This window comes from Fictibacillus aquaticus (assembly GCF_002245695.1).
GTDB lineage: Bacteria > Bacillota > Bacilli > Bacillales > Fictibacillaceae > Fictibacillus > Fictibacillus aquaticus.
This window is the reverse complement of the sequence record NZ_NOII01000010.1, coordinates 18,542-37,374: the sequence shown is the minus strand read 5'-3', so window position 1 is coordinate 37,374 and position 18,833 is coordinate 18,542. Positions and strand designations below refer to the sequence as shown.

The 18,833-nt window shown below is 43.6% G+C and carries 20 protein-coding genes; 10 read left to right on the top strand and 10 right to left on the bottom strand.

What is annotated here, in order from left to right; genetic code table 11:
- Positions 1 to 64: 64 nt before the first annotated feature.
- The 3 genes from CGZ90_RS15030 to CGZ90_RS15020 all read right to left on the bottom strand — a co-directional run bounded on the left by CGZ90_RS15030 (position 65) and on the right by CGZ90_RS15020 (position 2,658).
- Positions 65 to 568 carry a GDYXXLXY domain-containing protein gene (locus CGZ90_RS15030; protein WP_094253352.1) on the bottom strand — a complete coding sequence of 168 codons (504 nt, stop codon included), beginning with the start codon at positions 566 to 568 and terminating at the stop codon, positions 65 to 67.
- Positions 568 to 1,794 (bottom strand): DUF2157 domain-containing protein, encoded by a 1,227-nt coding sequence (locus CGZ90_RS15025; RefSeq protein ID WP_165766873.1) that lies wholly within the window; start codon positions 1,792 to 1,794, stop codon positions 568 to 570. Before CGZ90_RS15025 ends, CGZ90_RS15030 begins: the two co-directional genes overlap by 1 nt.
- 84 nt (positions 1,795 to 1,878) lie before the next feature.
- Positions 1,879 to 2,658 (bottom strand): SDR family NAD(P)-dependent oxidoreductase, encoded by a 780-nt coding sequence (locus CGZ90_RS15020; RefSeq protein WP_094253350.1) that lies wholly within the window; start codon positions 2,656 to 2,658, stop codon positions 1,879 to 1,881.
- Between the two features lie 260 nt (positions 2,659 to 2,918).
- Here CGZ90_RS15020 and CGZ90_RS15015 point away from each other — a divergent pair, with 260 nt between their 5' ends.
- On the top strand, positions 2,919 to 3,119 hold the full coding sequence (locus tag CGZ90_RS15015) for an alpha/beta-type small acid-soluble spore protein (RefSeq protein ID WP_094253349.1): 201 nt from the start codon (positions 2,919 to 2,921) through the stop codon (positions 3,117 to 3,119).
- Between the two features lie 77 nt (positions 3,120 to 3,196).
- The gene (locus CGZ90_RS15010; protein ID WP_094253348.1) at positions 3,197 to 3,445 is read left to right on the top strand and encodes a hypothetical protein; all 249 of its coding nucleotides are present in this window, start codon (positions 3,197 to 3,199) and stop codon (positions 3,443 to 3,445) included.
- A 44-nt stretch (positions 3,446 to 3,489) separates the two neighbouring features.
- Here CGZ90_RS15010 and CGZ90_RS15005 read toward each other — a convergent pair whose 3' ends face one another.
- The 4 genes from CGZ90_RS15005 to CGZ90_RS14990 all read right to left on the bottom strand — a co-directional run bounded on the left by CGZ90_RS15005 (position 3,490) and on the right by CGZ90_RS14990 (position 7,629).
- Positions 3,490 to 4,143 carry an amino acid ABC transporter permease gene (locus CGZ90_RS15005; RefSeq protein ID WP_094253347.1) on the bottom strand — a complete coding sequence of 218 codons (654 nt, stop codon included), beginning with the start codon at positions 4,141 to 4,143 and terminating at the stop codon, positions 3,490 to 3,492.
- Entirely contained in the window at positions 4,136 to 4,912 is a 777-nt protein-coding gene (locus CGZ90_RS15000; RefSeq protein ID WP_094253346.1) for a transporter substrate-binding domain-containing protein, read from the bottom strand. Before CGZ90_RS15000 ends, CGZ90_RS15005 begins: the two co-directional genes overlap by 8 nt.
- Positions 4,913 to 5,483: 571 nt before the next feature.
- Complete coding sequence (locus tag CGZ90_RS14995; protein ID WP_094253345.1) at positions 5,484 to 6,581, bottom strand: ABC transporter ATP-binding protein; 1,098 nt, start codon at positions 6,579 to 6,581, stop codon at positions 5,484 to 5,486.
- A gap of 181 nt (positions 6,582 to 6,762) precedes the next feature.
- Positions 6,763 to 7,629 (bottom strand): PucR family transcriptional regulator, encoded by an 867-nt coding sequence (locus CGZ90_RS14990; RefSeq protein WP_094253344.1) that lies wholly within the window; start codon positions 7,627 to 7,629, stop codon positions 6,763 to 6,765.
- Positions 7,630 to 7,749: 120 nt separating this feature from the next.
- Here CGZ90_RS14990 and CGZ90_RS14985 point away from each other — a divergent pair, with 120 nt between their 5' ends.
- On the top strand, positions 7,750 to 8,370 hold the full coding sequence (locus CGZ90_RS14985) for a polysaccharide deacetylase family protein (RefSeq protein WP_094253343.1): 621 nt from the start codon (positions 7,750 to 7,752) through the stop codon (positions 8,368 to 8,370).
- A gap of 9 nt (positions 8,371 to 8,379) precedes the next feature.
- Here the strand turns inward: CGZ90_RS14985 and CGZ90_RS14980 are convergent, their stop codons facing one another.
- Positions 8,380 to 9,759, bottom strand: a complete 1,380-nt coding sequence (locus tag CGZ90_RS14980) for a YheC/YheD family endospore coat-associated protein (RefSeq protein ID WP_094253342.1) — start codon at positions 9,757 to 9,759, stop codon at positions 8,380 to 8,382.
- A 172-nt stretch (positions 9,760 to 9,931) separates the two neighbouring features.
- Between CGZ90_RS14980 and CGZ90_RS14975 the strand changes: the two genes are divergently transcribed.
- The 5 genes from CGZ90_RS14975 to CGZ90_RS14955 all read left to right on the top strand — a co-directional run bounded on the left by CGZ90_RS14975 (position 9,932) and on the right by CGZ90_RS14955 (position 15,393).
- Positions 9,932 to 11,071: a DUF445 domain-containing protein gene (locus CGZ90_RS14975; RefSeq protein WP_094253341.1), complete on the top strand. Its 1,140-nt coding sequence runs from the start codon at positions 9,932 to 9,934 to the stop codon at positions 11,069 to 11,071.
- A gap of 48 nt (positions 11,072 to 11,119) precedes the next feature.
- The gene (locus CGZ90_RS14970; RefSeq protein ID WP_094253340.1) at positions 11,120 to 11,473 is read left to right on the top strand and encodes a YlbF/YmcA family competence regulator; all 354 of its coding nucleotides are present in this window, start codon (positions 11,120 to 11,122) and stop codon (positions 11,471 to 11,473) included.
- Between the two features lie 150 nt (positions 11,474 to 11,623).
- Positions 11,624 to 12,475, top strand: coding sequence for a Cof-type HAD-IIB family hydrolase (locus CGZ90_RS14965; protein WP_094253339.1), 852 nt, complete (start codon positions 11,624 to 11,626; stop codon positions 12,473 to 12,475).
- Between the two features lie 727 nt (positions 12,476 to 13,202).
- Positions 13,203 to 13,712 (top strand): GNAT family N-acetyltransferase, encoded by a 510-nt coding sequence (locus tag CGZ90_RS14960; protein WP_094253338.1) that lies wholly within the window; start codon positions 13,203 to 13,205, stop codon positions 13,710 to 13,712.
- A gap of 193 nt (positions 13,713 to 13,905) precedes the next feature.
- Positions 13,906 to 15,393: an aldehyde dehydrogenase family protein gene (locus CGZ90_RS14955; protein WP_094253337.1), complete on the top strand. Its 1,488-nt coding sequence runs from the start codon at positions 13,906 to 13,908 to the stop codon at positions 15,391 to 15,393.
- A 450-nt stretch (positions 15,394 to 15,843) separates the two neighbouring features.
- On the opposite strand, the gene CGZ90_RS14950 is transcribed toward CGZ90_RS14955, so the two are convergent.
- Complete coding sequence (locus tag CGZ90_RS14950; RefSeq protein WP_094253336.1) at positions 15,844 to 16,281, bottom strand: GNAT family N-acetyltransferase; 438 nt, start codon at positions 16,279 to 16,281, stop codon at positions 15,844 to 15,846.
- Positions 16,282 to 16,299: 18 nt separating this feature from the next.
- Positions 16,300 to 16,485 (bottom strand): YhzD family protein, encoded by a 186-nt coding sequence (locus CGZ90_RS14945; RefSeq protein WP_094253335.1) that lies wholly within the window; start codon positions 16,483 to 16,485, stop codon positions 16,300 to 16,302.
- A gap of 154 nt (positions 16,486 to 16,639) precedes the next feature.
- Between CGZ90_RS14945 and CGZ90_RS14940 the strand changes: the two genes are divergently transcribed.
- Both CGZ90_RS14940 and CGZ90_RS14935 read left to right on the top strand, forming a co-directional pair.
- Positions 16,640 to 17,536, top strand: a complete 897-nt coding sequence (locus CGZ90_RS14940) for an ABC transporter ATP-binding protein (protein ID WP_094253334.1) — start codon at positions 16,640 to 16,642, stop codon at positions 17,534 to 17,536.
- Positions 17,529 to 18,794 (top strand): ABC transporter permease, encoded by a 1,266-nt coding sequence (locus tag CGZ90_RS14935; protein ID WP_094253333.1) that lies wholly within the window; start codon positions 17,529 to 17,531, stop codon positions 18,792 to 18,794. Before CGZ90_RS14940 ends, CGZ90_RS14935 begins: the two co-directional genes overlap by 8 nt.
- Positions 18,795 to 18,833 lie beyond the last annotated feature (39 nt).

Sequence of the window (18,833 nt, the reverse complement as noted above, 5' to 3'; positions counted from 1 at the left end):
TTTTTCACCTCTATGTTCAATGTTCCCCGAAAAGTGGAGAATAAACAAACAAAGAGATTAAACGTTAGTCTTTTAACTCAACAAGCTTTACTTGGCCCCATGGCGCTACTTTTACGATAGCTGTAAGATCTCCAGCCTTTTCTTCAAGTGCTTTTCCAGTGTTGTCTTCTACATAAAAACGCTCAAGCCCATATTGAAGCCCGATAGTATCCTTTGTGCCGTTCCAGCTCGGATAAGCATTCGCTTTCAGAACAACGTCAGAACCGTCCACATCCGGACGGTTTTTACTCAATTCTTTTACAGAATATATCCCGTCCTTTTCAGTTAGCGTAACAAAGACCGTTTTATCGTTATGCTCCCATTCCCCCGGCCACATGCTCGTATCCACTTCGCTTATATCGTAATTTAATATCACATAGTCTCCATAAAGAATATCACTAGGATCGACTGGTTTTGTCTTGATAGCGATCTCCCGTCCAAACATGTCTGCAGCATAATAACTGCCTGCGATTAAGAGAAGGACGGCGAGCTGAATGGCAACGGCCAGTTTCCATGACAATTTTTTCATCACTTACCGCCTCCATTCAGCATTTCTTTTTTCTTACGCTGCAAAATGGCGTTTAATCCGAAAAGCAGCAATCCGCCGATCAGGAAGAAGAGCGACTTTGGCAGGAACGCCCATGCAAGATTGAAATAGGCCATCAGCGTTACAACAAGGAATAAAAAGATACCAGCATTCATGCGGCGCCTGTTTTCTGTTTTATAAGCGTATTCAAGCATTAAGCCAGAAAAGATAAAGAGCATGACCAAATACACGATGCCCGTTACAAATTGGGAAAGTGCTGCAGTGAGAAGGAACAGCGGGACAAAGATGAGCAGCTCCCAAATGACCAGCATGTTTCCGTTTCTCCGTTTGCCATAGACAGATAGTCCTGATGCAGCAATAAACAACAGTAAATAAAGTATTTCATTAGGATAAGAGAGGTTGTCGTTCCAATTGTTCGTTAATGTGAAATATAAAAAATAGGCGAATATAAGACCTGTAATGACAGCTGTCTGCTGAAATGGGCGTTTCCATGGGTGGTTTTCAACAAGGTCAAACAATGCATAAACACCTGTGAAAAAAAGCAGCAGCCAGAAAAGGTTCCAATCCATATCGATAAAGAACAAAAGTGCTTGAAGCGAAAACCCAAAGCTGAAAATCCAGTTGTACGCGCTGATATTGGCTTTGTACGTGTACCAGCCGATTCCAGCGGCAAAGAGGATGAACAGAACATAGCTGAAAGAATTGAACTCGCTGAACGAATTAAACTGTCCATACCCGATCAGTACTAAAGCAACTAAATAAAAAATTCGCTGCTTTTCACGGTACAAGTAGTAAAGAGCGGCGAGAGACCATAACACAAACAGCCTGGCATCATATGAAATAAGGTTAAACGTCTGGCCGAGCAGGATGATGCCAGCACCGAAAGAGATGATTCCGAGTATGATTAAGCTGTTTCCTAAGCTTTTCTGACCCTTGGCAAGATAACGCTCACCTGCCGTATAGAAACCAACAAGAATTAATGCAATAATTAAAAGCCGGAACAGCGGTGTAATTCCATCCCAGTTCGAAGCAATAAAAGAAAGGATGCTGAGTCCGATAAGCAGTGAGCCGAATAATGGAAGAAGGCCGGTTATCTTTTTATTGCTTTCCTCTGGATAAAGTGCGGCTATTCGCTGAGCCTGCTCCTCAGTCACGATCCCTTCATTGACCCACTTTTTCCCTTCATGATGAATCCATTTTTTGTTCAAAAAAACACCCCCTTGATTAACTCTATGCAGAAACGCGCTAAAAAAGAAAACAGCAGGTTTCCCCTGCTGTATATTTCGACAATATTATGCTTTGTCCTGTACGTAGTGGACGATCTTTAAGACTGTTTTTCGAGGGAGAAAACGTACAACAGATGCGAGAAGCTTGTTTTTGGCGCCAGGGATTACAAGGCGCTTACCTTGCATTAGTGCGTTAAACCCTGCACGTGCCACCTCATCTGCACTCATCGCTCCTGATTTAAATAATCGGGATTCACCTAAGTTAGCTCTGCTCTCGAAATTAGTGGATGTTGCACCAGGGGCAAGAGCTGTAACGGTAATGTTCGTGTTCCTCAGTTCGTAGCTTAACGCCTCTGAGAATGAAAGCACGTAAGCTTTCGTTGCATAATAAATGGCCATGAGCGGTCCTGGCTGGAACGCTGCAGTTGAGGCGACATTCAATATTTTTCCTTTGTTGCGGCTGACCATTCCAGGAAGAAGACGCTTCGTAAGCTCAGTAAGAGCAGTAATGTTTACAGTGATCATGTCCCGTTCTTCTTCCCATTTAGTGTCTGTGAACGGACCATATGCAGCAAAGCCTGCGTTGTTGATCAAAATATCTATTGTGATGTTTTGGGCATCCAGCTCAGCTGCAAGAAGGGCGGGTGCTTGAGAGAGACTCAAATCCTGCGCGATGGTCTTAACATGTACGTTATATTTTGTTTGAAGCTGTTCAGCGATTTCCATCAGTCTTGCATCATTCCTGGCAGTCAGAACTAAAGAGTAACCCTGCTGGGCGAACATCTCAGAAAAAGATAAGCCGATCCCTGAAGAAGCTCCTGTAATCAATACTGTTTGTGAATTCATTTATAGTATCCTCCATTGGTTTAAAAGTTTAAACATATAGACATTATAGCGCGTTATCATGAAATGTAAAGTGTTTTTGTGCATTGCAGGGATGAGGGGGGTACGGTACCATTTCGAAAAAAAGCATAGATAACGCACTTTGAAGTGAAATGGTACCGTACCCCCAACAAGTACCATGGCAGAGGGACTATATATTGCCAGCGCTGCGGCTGCATATGGACCAAGGAATGACACACAATATGACCAAGGAGGTGATACACATGGCAGACAACAAAAGCTCAAACCAATTAGTCGTACCTGGAGCTCAGCAAGCTATCGACCAGATGAAATACGAAATCGCTTCCGAGTTCGGTGTCCAATTAGGACCAGATGCAACTGCTCGCGCTAACGGATCAGTTGGTGGTGAGATCACGAAGCGTCTAGTTCAAATGGCTCAACAGCAATTTGGCGGACAACGATAACTCTATAATCATGGCTGTAAGGGATGGAGCAATCCATCCCTTTTAATTAAACAACTGTTTAAAATGAGGTGCTTTTTGTGTCCGTTTGCCCGCTTTGCAATCTGTTACATACTGCTGCGATCCGCTGTCCTGAGTGCGGGTCAGAGACAGAAGACAAAGGAAAAGTTTCTGATTTTTACGATGACTACAGTCCATATATGGAGATTGACGGCCTGAAGCTGGAAGACGGATTTCCAGCAGATGAAAGAGACCGCCAGTGCCCGCATATTTTCTACTGCCATTCGTGTCAGCAGGAAGTATTGTTTTTTATAAATGAATGGGATTAATATACAAAAAAGCTCTGTTCTAGTTTGCGTGAACAGAGCTTTTTTTATGATTTTATAAGGTATCTTTTTTCCATAACTACTCGGATGTAGTCAAGAACAATGGTAAGGATCCAATATATGAGAGCTGCTTCTAGCAGGATCGGAAGAACAATAAGGCTTGAAGCGCTGCGCTGGTCAGCGATCAATGTAAGTTCCGGCACGGTGATGACCGAAGCGAGTGAAGAAGCCTTTACGATATCAATGAGTGAATTCCATACTGATGGAATAGATACTCTCCACGCCTGAGGAAAGATGACCTCTTTAAACGTGATGTATCGGTTCATTCCAAGAGAGTAGGCGGCTTCCCATTGCCCATCATCGATTGACTGGATAGCTCCGCGGTAGGATTCAGCAATATAAGCGCTGAAATGCATGATTAATCCTGCAAGTGCCGCCTGCCAGCCTTCAACTATGAACAAAAAAGTAAAGCCGTTGTAAAAAATAAGAAGCTGGATGAGCAGAGGCGTTCCCCTGAAAAAAGAAATATAAAGCTTGGCGAAGTTTGAAAGCAGCGGATTGGATGACATCCTAAAAAGGGCGATCACAAGACCGAACACGAGTGCACCGAAAATTGATGCCACACTCAGGATAACGGTAAGACGTGCTCCCTCCAGCAAATAGGGGAGGGAGTCCGCCATATATTCTAGTGACTTATTCACTTACATTTTCACCAAAATATTTTTTTGAAATCTTCTCTAACGTACCGTCTTCTTTCATCTCAGCAAGTGCTTTATCGACCTTCTTCACAAGATCTTTGTTTCCTTTTAGGAATGCAAATGCCATTTCGTTCTCGTTGAACGGTTCGCCGACTGCTTTGACTTTGTAATCGGTTTTCTTTAACTCAGTGAGGATAAACAGTTCATCGTTCATCGCTGCGTCAACGCGGTTTACATTCAAGTCAGTAAGAACTTGAGCGATTCCTTTATAAAATTTTAAGTCTGCACCAGCTTTTTCTGCTTCGGCTGCATAGTTGCTTCCTTGTGTTGTACCGACTGTCTTTCCTTTTAAATCTTCAATGCCTTTAATGTCTTTGTTTTTCTTATTAACGATAACTTTTCCACCCGAAACTGTGTAAGGTGTTGAAAAGTCATATTGTCCTTTGCGTTCGTCTGTGATTGTAACTTGGTTTGCAACCATGTCGAATCGTTTGGAGTCAAGTGAAGTAAACATATTCTTCCATTCTGTCGGAACAAATTTCGCTTTCATATCAAGACGCTTAGCCACTTCTTTAGCCACTTCAACATCGTAGCCTGTAATTTCATTCGTTTTCTTATCACGGTAGGAGAAAGGAGGATAAGTTGCTTCCGTTCCAATTGTAAGAACGCCGCCTTTTTCCTTTCCGCCTTCTTTCTTTTCTGATGTTCCGCATGCAGCAAGAGCACCAGTCAGCAGCACTGCTGTAAGAAGCATAAAGAGCCACTTTTTCATTGTATGTACCTCCTGAGGTGTTATTATTTTAATTCCGATAAAACGTATCCGAATTCCTCTATTTTAATGAGAGAAAGATGGGAATGTCAATTATTATTCATCATTCCCGAAGTTGGGATTTTTTCTCCAGATTTTACGTAAAAGAGAAGAAGGTCCCAGTTTCATTCAAAATTCAGTGTTAATGAATTTTCGAAAACTTTGTTGCTTTTAAAGAAATCAGAGAAGAAGTTGATCTCCGTTTTAGGGGCACGCTTTCCGCGGGGCAGGCGGTGAGCCACTCGCCGCTACGCGCCATTGAGTGTCTCACCTGACCGCTTGTCCCGCAGGAGTCGGCACCTTTCACTACGATCAACTGTATTAATTATGGATTCAAGATGATCGAGCAAATGCGATAATAATCAGCCAAAGCAATTGAATGAAAAATGGAAACATTTATCAGGTTTAGGCATTGAAGTTTTTAAAGGCAATTCCGCTGAACCTTCTTACAAAACAAATCATTCCTAAGCAACAACATTTTTTAGAAAAGATAATAAATAAAAAGCTGCCCTACATTCAGGGCAGCTTGGATGATTTAGCGAATGCGAAGCTCGCTTTCTTTATCGAAGAAGTGCGCTTTATTCATATCTAACGCAAGTGAGATATTCTGGCCGTTTACGACATCAGTGCGGGAATCAACACGCGCGATGAAGTCTTGTCCAGAAATCGTAGAATATAGGAATGTTTCTGCTCCCATCAATTCTGCTACATCGATCTTTGCTTCGATGCGAGTGTTTGCAGATGACTCAAGGAACACAGGCTCATCATGGATGTCCTCAGGACGGATACCTAGCACGATCTCTTTGTTCAAGTAGCCGCGCTCTTTAAGAACTTTCATTTTTCCGCCAGGGATCGCAACCTTCACATCACCGATATTGAAGAAGCCGTCTTCAAGTGTTCCGTTCAGGAAGTTCATCGCCGGACTTCCGATAAATCCGCCTACGAAGATATTTTCAGGTGTGTCATACACCTCTTTAGGAGAACCAACCTGCTGAATCAGACCGTCCTTCATTACAACGATGCGTGTCGCCATTGTCATCGCTTCTGTCTGGTCATGCGTTACATAAATAGTCGTTGTTTGAAGACGCTGGTGAAGCTTTGTGATCTCAGCGCGCATCTGTACACGTAATTTAGCATCAAGGTTAGAAAGCGGCTCATCCATCAAGAAAACTTTCGCGTCTCGGACGATAGCACGGCCGAGTGCAACACGCTGGCGCTGACCGCCGGAAAGAGCTTTTGGCTTACGGTCAAGGTATTGCTCAAGACCAAGGATACGGGCAGCTTCTTTTACACGCTTGTCGATTTCTTCTTTGCTGAATTTGCGCAGCTTAAGCCCGAACGCCATGTTGTCATAAACATTCATGTGAGGATATAGTGCATAGTTCTGGAAAACCATCGCGATATCACGGTCTTTTGGTGCCACGTCGTTCACGACACGGCCATCGATAACGAGATCCCCTTCAGAGATGTCTTCAAGACCAGCGATCATACGGAGAGTTGTAGATTTACCGCAACCTGATGGACCTACGAACACGATAAATTCTTTGTCAGCAATATCAAGGTTAAAGTCATGTACAGCTGTTACTTTATTGTCATAGCGTTTTACGATATTTTTTAATGCGATACCTGCCACTGTAAAAAACCCCTTTCGATGCGTAAATGAAAACGTTTACGTTATAAAGCAAGGTTACACGTTGAAAGGGCTTTCGTAAATGGATAGAGTGCCTAAAAAACAATTCACTCATTATGCATGTTGCACAAATGAAAAGAACTAGCCGAGTAAAGGTACCTTGTGTACCGTACCCCGGCTAGTTCTATAATAATGCGAAATATACGGGCAGTGCCTGATGAAACTGCCTGACATCAATGCCCGTCCTTTCGGCAAATCGATCCACCCGATATTGAAGGCTGTTGCGGTGAATGTACAATTTTTTAGCAGCGACAGATATATTGAACCCCGATTCAATATAAACTTTGATGCTTTGGGCCATCTCTTTATCCTCCAGGATGTCTTCAGGCAAAAGAGAGGAGAGAACCTGCTTCGTATGGCTTGCAGCATCATTCAGCAGCAGCCGCGGGATGATGTCACTGAAACGATACACATCTTTAGGCGGCAGGCCTCCAGCTGCTGATTGAAAAGCTTCACGTTCTGCTTGATAAACGATGGAAGGATCGCTTCCGTCCTGCTGCCATAATCCAGCAAAAAGCTGGACATCCAAATAAAGGTCGGAAGTAATCAGCTCTTTGAACCCAGCATATGCTTCCTCATCGCTGTCACTGTATTCTTGTTCAATGATGACACCACTCTTTTGGTCAGGGTGCAGGATAAATACAGAAGAGTGAGGAAACAGGCCGTGCACCGCCTGTTTTAATGAAGATATTTCTTGAAGCGGCTTTTTAAACAATAGATGCAGGAAACGAAAGCTGCCGCTGCCATCATATTGTTCACCTTCAAATAAAATACGGTGCCATCTGTTTTCAGGCTGTGACAGCGCGTTATCCATTTTGCCTTCATATTGACAGAGTGCAAGCAGCAGCGAGGATTCACTTTCCGAAAGTGCGTCCAAATCGATGCCAAAGAGTTCTCCCTGTGGCGTTTTGAGCCAAGTGTACTGTGCTTCACTGTTTTGTGGGGTTGTCATAATCTTGCCTTCATAGTGCTTTTTAAGCTGTTCAAGCATCACATTCGTATCCTTTCCGTATAATCCTTGCTATGATTATACAATGATATAACCTATTGGACAAAACAGGGGAAATACGTGCATTCATAAAGGAGGGAGAAGATGAAAAGGTGTCCTTGAGTGACTTCAGAAACGGTCGTGTACGACTGGAACGATGAACGTATTATCACTTCGGCAAAGGAATGGAGAGCTACAGTGAACAAGCAGCTCATCCTTACTTTTGACGATGGCCCTTCTAGCGTTCTTGGAGAAATTCTCAACACTTTAAAAAGCCATAATGTGAAGGCTTTGTTTTTTTGGCAGACACGCCTGCTGTATGAAAAGAGGCCATGGAGAAGGGTACTGGATGAAGGGCATATGATCGGCGGCCATTCAATCCGGCATCCTGACCTGAAAAAACTGTCTTATGAATCACAAGAAAAAGAAATATCCGGGAGTGTACGAAAGATTGAAAGCATTACGGGACAGCAGGTAAAGTTCTTCAGGCCTCCATTTGGAAGCTATAATGACGACACACTTTTAATATTAAAGAAGCTTAAGTTAAGGCCATTTTTATGGGATGTCGCAGGTCTGGACTGGGAATTGAAGCAGAAGCCTGACCATATCATCAGCAATATTATAAGTCATGCTGAAGAAGGTTCTATCATCCTTCTCCACGAACTTCAGCAGACGGCTGTTGTGCTTGATGAACTGCTAAGACAATTAAAAAAGGAAGGATACGAGTTTATCCTTCCAGAGTAAAGATAATGCTTATTTTGTTTTGTGCTCCCTTTTTACATTCATCAGCCATTTATCACGCCGAGGCTGGCCACTTCCTGTAAATCCTGCCAGGTAAAGTGCGTATTGAAAAGGAAGCTGCAATGTCCGTTTTTTCTGTGAGGACAGAAGCGGGTGATCAAATATTCCTCGCCCCGGCTTAGCGTTCGCTTCAAACAGCCAGACCCTTCCTTTTCTGTCTAATCCAAAATCAAACCCGATCTCGCCTATAGGACCTGGCAATCTTTTATCTAGGCAGCGGCTCAGCACGAGAGCCGCTTTGCCGATCTCTTTCACAAGATTCGCCCCAGCATCCTGATTTCCTGAAAACTCACTGAACGAAATAACCTCGCCACCATTGCCGGTATGTGTTGTAACGACAGACTCTCCGCATATTTTCACCGCAGCTGCGCTCACTTCCCATTGACCTGAACTATTCTTGTTCGTATGAAAACGGAAATCCGTCCGTCTGCCTCTAATTTGTACAAGATCTATCCCCTGCTGAAGCAATGCTGGTTTTGTACCGAGAAGAGCTCTGTACAGCCTTTCAGCAGAATGATAGGTATGTGCAGAAACGCTGTCTTTTTGCTGCGCACGGCAATAAAAACCAGTACTTTTCTTTGTGATGCATACGACCCCTTTACCCAGGCTTCCTTCTGCTGGCTTCACGAAAAGCTCCTCATACTTTCCCGCCATCTCAATAAAAGTTTCAAGAGAAGGATTGAAATGTGTTTCAGGCAAATAAACTCTGCAATCAGCATCTTGAAAAAGGTGTTCATGCACCGTTCCTTTATCAAAAAAGGAAGGATTAAAAACCGAGGTTTTTCCCTGTTCACGAAGCCACGACAATGTTCTGCGGTATTGCTTAGACTGTTCTGTTTTTCTGTCTGGAAGTTTGTTATAAACCACATCTGGCAATGGAACCTCTTGCTGTACCCACTGTCCAGAATTAAGAAACCATCCGTTAATTCTGCGGCTGTCGGGCTGAACATTTCTGTAGCTGAAAATAAAAGGCAGGCAGCCCGCCTCAACTCCGGCATCCAAATAGTTTTCGAAAAAAGAAGAATACGATGAAGAATCTGGCTGAAAACCTTCAGCTAATATACCGACTAGCGGACCCAGCCGCAAGCATCCTTTTACTGCTGCAGCCCTCATGTGAGCTTCAAAAGGAATACATAATTCGTTCCAGAGGTTCTCGCTCAAGCCTATCTCTAAAGAGTGCTCGTGAAAAGAAATCGATACTACTTCAGCTGTATATTTGCCAAAGGATACATTCTGAATAGACTTCTCAGCTTTTTGCCATGTTTCAGGCAGCACAGCAGTTCTTCCAGGAAGACCGGGCTGCCTTACAAGCTTATAGTTTAAAAGTTCCATATTAAAAAGCTCCTTTACATTTCATAGTGTTGCAAGTATATGCACCCCAAGCTTGCCCTACACCATTGCCGGTTTGTATAATTAGTTCGGGGGTACGGTACCCTAAATGGACAATTTTTCTTGAAAATCCATTCAGTGCGGACACTTCAAATTATTGGACAGGAGATAACCTATGGATATATTCATTATGATGGCATTTATGATCGGTATTGGTGCTGTCATCGGCGGAGTGACGAATTTAATCGCCATCAAAATGCTGTTTCGCCCGTTCAACACGTTATATATAGGAAAGTTTCGAGTGCCCTTTACACCTGGACTTATTCCGAAAAGACGCCACCAGCTTGCTGTTCAGCTTGGTGAGACTGTTACAACACACCTCCTGACTGCAGAAGGTGTGAAAGGGAAGATAAGCGATCCCATTTTCGCTCAAGAGCTGACAGATTGGACAAGTGAAGAGGTAAGGCGTTTTCTAAAAAGCGACAAGTCGGTTTCACAATGGCTGGAACAGCAGTTTGACATACAGAACGCTGAACAAATGCTGAAAGAAAAAGCGGAAGACTGGATTAAGAACAAGCTTGAAGACATTTTGTCCGGGTGGCGAGGCGAAAAGCTTCATGATTTGCTTCCTGCCGAATGGAACGCGAAGGCTGAAGAAAAGCTGCCAGAGCTCAGCCGCCTTATTCTTCAAAAAGCGGAGGATTATTTAGAAAGCACACAAGGAAGGGCTGCGCTTGCTAAAGGCGTCGACGCTTTTCTTATGGATAAGGGGACACTCGTCAACATGGTGTCGATGTTTTTCGGAAACATCAGCATCGCTGAAAAAATCAGACCGGAGCTGCTCAAGTTTATCAGGCAGCCACAGACAGAACAGACGGTCAACGAATTGCTTAAAAAAGAGTGGCAAAACATTAAGCAGAAGAAATGGTCTGAGCTGGAAGCCTCATTTGACCCTTCAGGAACGATGAAGGATGAAGCAGCTGCCATCATCGTCAGCCAGCTGCCGATCGGGAGCTTTTTATCGAGGCCGCTTAAAGAATGGACTTCTCCGGTTGAACAGATATTAACAGAGAGAATGGTCCCTAAAGCAGTGGCACTCGGGATGGAGATGGTAAGTGACCGGCTGGAGCTGCTTCTTGGAAAAATGAACCTCGCCAAGATTGTAGAAGAGCAGGTAGAAACCTTCTCACTGCAGCGGCTGGAGGAAATTATTATTTCAATTGCCAAGTCTGAGCTGAAGATGATCACATGGCTTGGGGCGCTTCTAGGCGGTCTTATAGGTGTGGTTCAAGGTTTGGTTGTGCTATTTTTATAAATCTTTGTTATAGTGGTAACCGAATGTTTATTTTAAGGAGGAAAAACGATGTCTAACGTTTATGATATTGCGTACGATTTAGAAAAAGCACTTCGAAACAGCAGCGATTTTCAGGACTTGAAAAAAGCATATGACGAAGTGAACGCGAATGAAGAGACGAAAAACCTATTTGAGGAATTCCGTGATCTTCAAATGAGCCTTCAGCAAAAGCAAATGACAGGTCAGGAAATCACTGAGGAAGAAGTTCAGAAAGCACAAGGTGTGTTTCAGGACGTTCAGCAGAATGAAACAATCTCAAAGCTTATGGCGGCTGAACAGCGCATGAGCATGATCGTAACAGAAATGAACAAGATTATCACAAAGCCGCTTGAAGAGCTCTACGGACCTATGGTGTCCAACTAAAAAAAGTTTAAGAAAGAGCGGGGGTCCGGTACGCAGGTACCGGACCCCCGCTCTTTCTGTCTTTAAAACCTCTCAGGTACTACCATCTGCCCAGCCTGCATACAGTTAGAGTAGCTATCATTCTAGTGTCAGCAGAAAAGGGGGAGTACCATGGTATATAAACTGCTTGCGATTGACATCGATGGGACCCTATTGCGAAGCAACTTTCGCATTGACAGAGAAACCCGGGAAGCCATCGATTATGTGAAAGGGAAAGGCGTTTACGTCACCCTTGCCTCAGGAAGAAGTTTTCCTTCTACACAAAAGATCGCAAAAGCTTTGAAGCTCGACAGCTACCTGATCAGCCATAACGGTGGTTTTATTGCACAATCAGTGGATGATCCAATCTACGAAAGACGCATTAAAACAGAAGAGGCATACAAAATTGCTGATATTCTGGAAAACTATGAATGCCATATCAGAATGGTGCATGAGCGCTTTGCTGTTGGAAACCAGATGAGACAGAAGAGCCAGCTTGTCGCCAAGCTGACTTTGAGTACCGGAGATCCGCTTTTCTACCCTGTGACATTTACAGAGAACCTGGCAGAACATGTACTTACACAGGATATTTCACCGCCTAAGATTGATGTTCAGTTTTTCGATGAAAATGAAAAGAAATCGGCGGAGAACTATGTGAAAACACATTTTCCAAACTATGAATATACTTCTTCATCCAAATGCCATTTTGAGATCACGGCGCAAAAAGTCACAAAAGGCGCAGCTCTAAAAGTGCTTTGCGAAAGACTCGGCATCTTGCCTCACGAAACAGTTGCCATAGGGGATTCATATAATGATAAAGACATGATTGAATATGCCGGGCTTGGCGTAGCAATGGCGAACGCGCCTGAAGAAGTGAAGAAATGTGCAAAATGGATCACCCGAACCAATGACCAGCTTGGGGTCTCATATATGATTAAAGAAGTGTTCCGCAAACAGATGCGGTCACAGATCATTCATAAATAAATGATAATGAGATTCGATTAATGGCACTAAAAAAAGTTTACTAACAAGTGTGGTCCTTGTGATTTCCGCTCCAGGGTGCTGAGCTTTCCGCGGGGCGTGCGGTGAGCCCCTTTGCCGCTACGCGACCTAAAGGGTCTCACCTTCCCGCTCGTCCCGCTGGAGTCTCGCACCCTTCCGCTCCAATCACAACGAAATTCGCTTACAACTAAATAGAAACAAACTACAAAAAAGGGTCAAACCAACTCGTAATGTCGAGGCGGTTGACTCTTACTTTTGTATCATAAAAAGTTTCGAATGCACGCCTTTTTTCTAAAAGATGTTTGCATTGTTGCTTTTGAACAATTGGTTGTAGGAAAGGTCAAAGGAATTTACTCTGAAAAATCCAGCTCCTACCGACGAGAAATGTGTATATTCTTCCGTAATTATTATAGCTGATTTCTTCATTATGTTCGCTTGATCATCTGGAATCCATCATTGATTAGGTTGATCGGAGTGTAAGGTGCCGACTCCTGCGGGACAAGCGGTCAGGTGAGATACTCAATGGCGCGTAGCGGCGAGTGGCTCACCGCCTGCCCCGCGGAAAGCGTGCGCCTGAAACGCAGATCAACCTCTTCTCTGATTTCTTTAATAGCAACAAAGCAACAAAGCAACAAATCAGAGGGCTTTTTTCTTTTGTATTTATTGGATAAAATAGGGAGTACTATTTCAGGGAGGGAGCCATTTTTTTATGAGCCAATCATTTCGAAAACTGACGGAAAACGATGTTCCAGAGGTACAAGCTTTACGGCTAGAAGCGCTGGAAAAGTATCCGGATGCGTATCTTACAACAAAAGAGGATCAGTTAAAATTGACGGAAGATGAACATAGAGAACGGTTCCGGAATCATAATAACGTTCAATTTCTGACAGGCGCTTTTATAGAAGGTAAACTTGTCGGCATGATGGGCGTCATGGGGGAAACAAGGGAAAAGATTAAGCATAAAGCAACGCTAGTCGCTGTTTATGTAGGTGATCAGTATCACGGAAAAGGGATCGCAAAAAAACTGCTGGTTTATACCCTAGATCAGGCGAAAGAGAGCGGAGAAATCGAGCAGCTGCAGCTGGCGGTGGCAATAGAAAATGAGCCGGCGGTCAGACTTTATAAAAATGCGGGATTTGAAATTTACGGTACAGAAAAGAACGCATTGAAATCTGGAGACAGGTACATAGATGAATATTTGATGGTTCGCTTTTTATAACGCTGTTTTCTTAATCCTGAAACGGAAACAACAGCTTCTTATCAGCTGGAAATTTTTCGCAAACAGCTTTTTATGTAAAAAAATGCCGCAAAGATTACAATTATGTTAAAAAACATCAAAATGAAAGGGTTTTCATAAATGCTGTCGAATCCTATTACCGAAAGAAACACTATTTATTTAAGGGAGGATTCAAATGGAAAACACAGCAGTAAGTCTTCAACTAAAGCCGAAAGTGGCCGAGTTTCTAAACGGAACAAAAAAGCTCTTCATTAATGGTGAGTGGGTAAACGCGGCATCAGGCAAAACATTTGAAACACTTAATCCTTCAACAGGCGAAGTGCTTGCACTAGTATCCGAAGGCGGAAAAGAAGATATCGACCGTGCAGTAAAAGCGGCACGTGCTGCATTCGACACTGGATACTGGTCAAAGATGCCAGCCTCCAAACGAAGCCACCTTATTTACAAATTAGCTGACTTAATGGAGCAAAATAAAGAAGAGCTTGCACAGCTCGACACACTCGACAACGGAAAGCCGATCGGTGAAACGATGAACGCGGATGTTCCGCTTGCAATCGAGCATTTCCGCTACTATGCAGGATGGTCCACAAAAATTGTCGGACAGACAATTCCTGTAGCAGGAAGCTTCTTTAACTATACTCGCCACGAAGCAGTAGGGGTTGTAGGGCAGATCATCCCTTGGAACTTCCCGCTTCTAATGGCAGCATGGAAGCTTGGAGCAGCTCTTGCAACTGGATGTACAGTTGTCTTGAAGCCGGCAGAACAGACGCCTCTTTCTGCGCTGTATCTTGCACAGCTTGCACATGAAGCAGGATTCCCGGAAGGTGTCCTGAACGTTGTAACTGGAGCAGGCGAAACAGGAGCAGCACTTGTTGACCATCAGGATGTCGACAAGATCGCGTTCACTGGATCTACTGATGTTGGAAAGCTTATCATGAGAAATGCTTCTCACACGCTTAAGCGTGTAACACTTGAGCTTGGCGGAAAGTCACCTAACATCATCCTTCCTGATGCAGATATGAGCCGTGCAATTCCAGGAGCGCTCAGCGGTATCATGTTCAACCAAGGACAGGTATGCTGTGCCGGATCGCGTCTTTTCATTCAGAAAAAGTCGTTTGATAATGTTGTGGCTGATCTCGTATCACATGCAAAGAAAATCAAGCAGGGACCTGGTCTGGATCCTGAGACAAACATGGGGCCGCTCGTTTCTGAAGAGCAGCATAACCGCGTACTCAGCTACATTCAGAAAGGCCGCGATGAGGGTGCTGAGCTTCTTACAGGAGGAAGCGTTCCTTTCGAGAAGGGTTATTTCGTAGAGCCGACAATCTTTGCTGATGTAGACGACAAGATGACGATCGCTAAAGAAGAAATCTTTGGACCTGTCGTAGCTGCTATGCCTTTCGAAGACTTGGATGAAGTAATCGCTCGTGCGAACAATTCCGAGTATGGACTCGCTGCAGGTCTATGGACAGAGAACCTGAAGACAGCTCACTATGTATCTAATAAACTTCGCGCTGGTACAGTTTGGGTGAACTGCTACAACGCGTTTGATGCAGCATCTCCATTCGGCGGATATAAGCAGTCCGGAATGGGCCGTGAAATGGGCTCTTACGCATTAAATAACTATACAGAAGTTAAGAGCGTTTGGGTTAACCTAAAGTAAAAGCATCATTAGGGGTCAATAAAATGGACGGAACAAAGAACTCTCTGCAAAAATGCAGAGAGTTCTTTTTGGCATACAAAAAAAGACCCAGGAATGCTGCTCACCTGGTTCTTCTCATTGGCTGTTTTCTTAGTGTATGTTCTTGTTCAGAGTCATCGCAAAGGTTAACAGATTTTCGGTCAATATCCCTGCTTTTATTACTCGAAAATTTTTGCCTTCTTTAGAAGATTAAACGAAGCAATTCATGACATCTTGTCCCTCGTGGATAAAGTTGATTGGAGTGTAAGGTGCCGACTCCAGCAGGATAAGTGGGACAGGTGAGACCTCTTAGGGCGCATTGCGGCAAGAGGGCTCACCGCCCACCCTGCGGAAAGCGTGCACCTGAAACGGAAATCAACGGCTTCTTTGATTTCTAAATAGCAACAAATCTTTCCATATCAAGTATTTCATTTAAATCATCACTTTTATAAACCGCAGCCCAGTATCGTCATAATCCAAATTGCGGTAAAAGTCGTGAGTGTCGGTCCGGTGTTTGCCGCTGTTCAGCAAAATAGCTGTACAGCCCTGTTCTTTCGCCCACTCTTCGCCATGCAGAACGAGTGATTTGCCAAAGCCGTTGCCGCGGAATTCTTCGCTGACAACGAGTGCTGTAATCCGGGCATATGTCCCATTCTTTTCAAAATACATACCTTTAGTCAGACCGATCATTCCGGTTATGCGCTCTTCATAGCAAGAAACGAAGCAAGCGTAGCTGCTGTCGTTCAGAAGAAGAGAAAGCCTTTCTTCCATCTCTTCCTGCATAGTAGGATAGCCAAGCTCTCCCATAAGATAGGCAAGGTCACCGCTGTCTTCCATAACAGCTTTGCGGATATAACAGTTGCTCATCATCTTCACCCCGCAGGTTTATTAGCGGTGGAACAGAAGTAGCTGTCCTTTAGGCGATGTCAGGCGATGTGTTTTTTCTTCTGCCTCAAGCTCTTTTAACCGCTCTTCACCAAGCCTTTTTGCCGCTTTATCGTCAGCTGCCTTCAATGTTTCGTCCGCTATTTTTTCACCATTTTTTTCATATACCGTAAGTGTGTAGGATAACATGATGTCAATCGCTCCTTTCTCTCTTTCTTCGTTATTCGATAAGATTTTTATAATTCCTTCTAATGAACCATTTTTAAAAAACAGCTCCTATTTTTGTAAAATATAACCATAAAGTACTATCACTGTAGTACACTTTATTTAGGGGGGAGATAACGTGCTGCACATACATAATGTAAAAAAGAACTTTGGACAGTTTACCGCAGTCCACTCACTTAACCTAGAAGTGGAGCGAGGTGGAATATTTGGTTTGCTTGGAGCAAACGGTGCGGGTAAAACCACTACGTTCCGCATGATTCTTGGTTTGCTTACGCCAAGTCAAGGAACGATTAAGTGGAATGGGCAGGAGCTTTCGTACAAAACGAGTGACACGATAGGATACCTGCCGGAAGAAAGAGGTTTGTACCCGAAGCTGACGGTGAAAGAACAGCTGACTTATCTGGGACAGCTTCGCGGAATGAAAAAGTCTCATATACTTGAAGCTGCAGAAGCTTGGCTGAAGCGTTTTCAGGCTGAGCAATATTTAAATAAAAAGGTCGAATCACTATCAAAGGGAAATCAGCAGAAAATCCAGTTCATTGCTTCGGTGCTGCATAAGCCAGAACTGCTTATCTTAGATGAACCATTCAGCGGCCTTGATCCTGTAAATGTTGATCTTTTAAAAGAAGCCGTAAAAGAACTAAATGAAGAAGGAATGACCATCGTTTTTTCGAGCCACAGAATGGAGCATGTGGAAGAGCTGTGCCAGAACATTTGCATCATGCATAAAGGCAAAGCGGCTGTAAGCGGACATTTGAAAGATATCAAGCGGTCGTTCGGCAAAAAGAATGTTGTCGTTCACGCAGATTTTGACCTTATGTATTTAACCGAGCTAGACGGCATCCTCAAGCATCACCGCTTTACAGATGGCATGCGTTTTCAGGTGGAAAAAGAGGAAGTCGCACATGATATTTTCCAAAACATATACAATAAGGGATTCGTTACGAAGTTTGAGCTGGAAGAGCCTTCTCTCCACGATATTTTCATAGAGAAAGTGGGTGCAGCTAATGAGTAAGTTTTGGATTGTTCTGCTGCATACGTATCGTAATAAAATTAAATCAAAGCCGTTTATCATCTCCACTGCAATAACGATGGTGCTGATTTTTACTATTGCGAACATTAACCACATCGCTAAACTGTTCGGCAACGATGTGCCTGACAAGATAGGAGTTATTGACGAGTCAGGAGTATTTTATCCACTCTTGCAAGAGCAGGTAAAACCTCTAAAAGAAGACATTACACTTGTGTCTGTCAGTGATGAGAAGACAGCAGAGGTAAACGTTTCGAAAGGAAAGCATGAAGGTTACCTTATCATAAAACAAAGCAGCGAGGGGCTGCCAGAAGGTATCTTTAAAGCAGAAGATGTTACAAAGCAAAGCAGCATTGATGATATCCAAAATGCGCTCCAGCAAGTAAAAAACATGGTTTCAGTGGAATCGCTCGGTTTGTCGACTGCAGAGGTGGAAAAGATGTATGCCCCTGTCGGTTTTGAAAAAGTATCGCTGCTTGAAAGTGCAAAAAGTGAAGAAGAAGCAAACCAGGTGTATGTGCTCGTTTATGTGCTTCTTTTATTCATCTATATGTCTGTGATGATGTACGGTACGATGATTGCAACAGAAGTGGCAACGGAAAAGTCATCACGTGTCATGGAAATCTTGATATCAAGCGTGTCACCTGTTAAACAGATGTTCGGCAAAATATTCGGCATCGTTCTCGTAGCCTTTACACAGCTAACCGTTTTTGCTGGCTCAGTATACACGGCTCTACAGTTGAACGAAAGTATAAGCGGGAAAGACAGCATGCTGGATATATTGAATCTAGGATCTATACCGTTATCTTTATATATTTACGCAGCGTTATATTTCCTTTTAGGCTTTTTCATGTTTGCGACATTATTTGCAATGCTCGGTTCGCTTATTAATCGAGTGGAGGAAGTGAACAGCCTCTTAACCCCGCTTATTATGGTGATAGTTGGAGCGTTCATGATTGCGATTTACGGCCGCGAGAATCCAGAATCAGCAGTTGTTACAATAGCTTCATATTTTCCATTGTTCACCCCAATGATCATGCTGCTGAGAGTCGGAATGACGGATCTTCCTTTCTGGGAGATACTTCTGAGCTTTGGTATCCTTCTCGCGTCAATATCCATTTTTGCAACTATCGGAGCAAGAGTTTATCGCGGAGGAGTACTTCTTTACGGAGGAAGCCCATCGCTTAAACTCATCAAACAGGCTTTGCTGATGTCTAAGGAAGAGAAGAAAATAGAAGGATAGAGATTGAGACCCTCCAGATTAAATGGAGGGTTTTTTTGT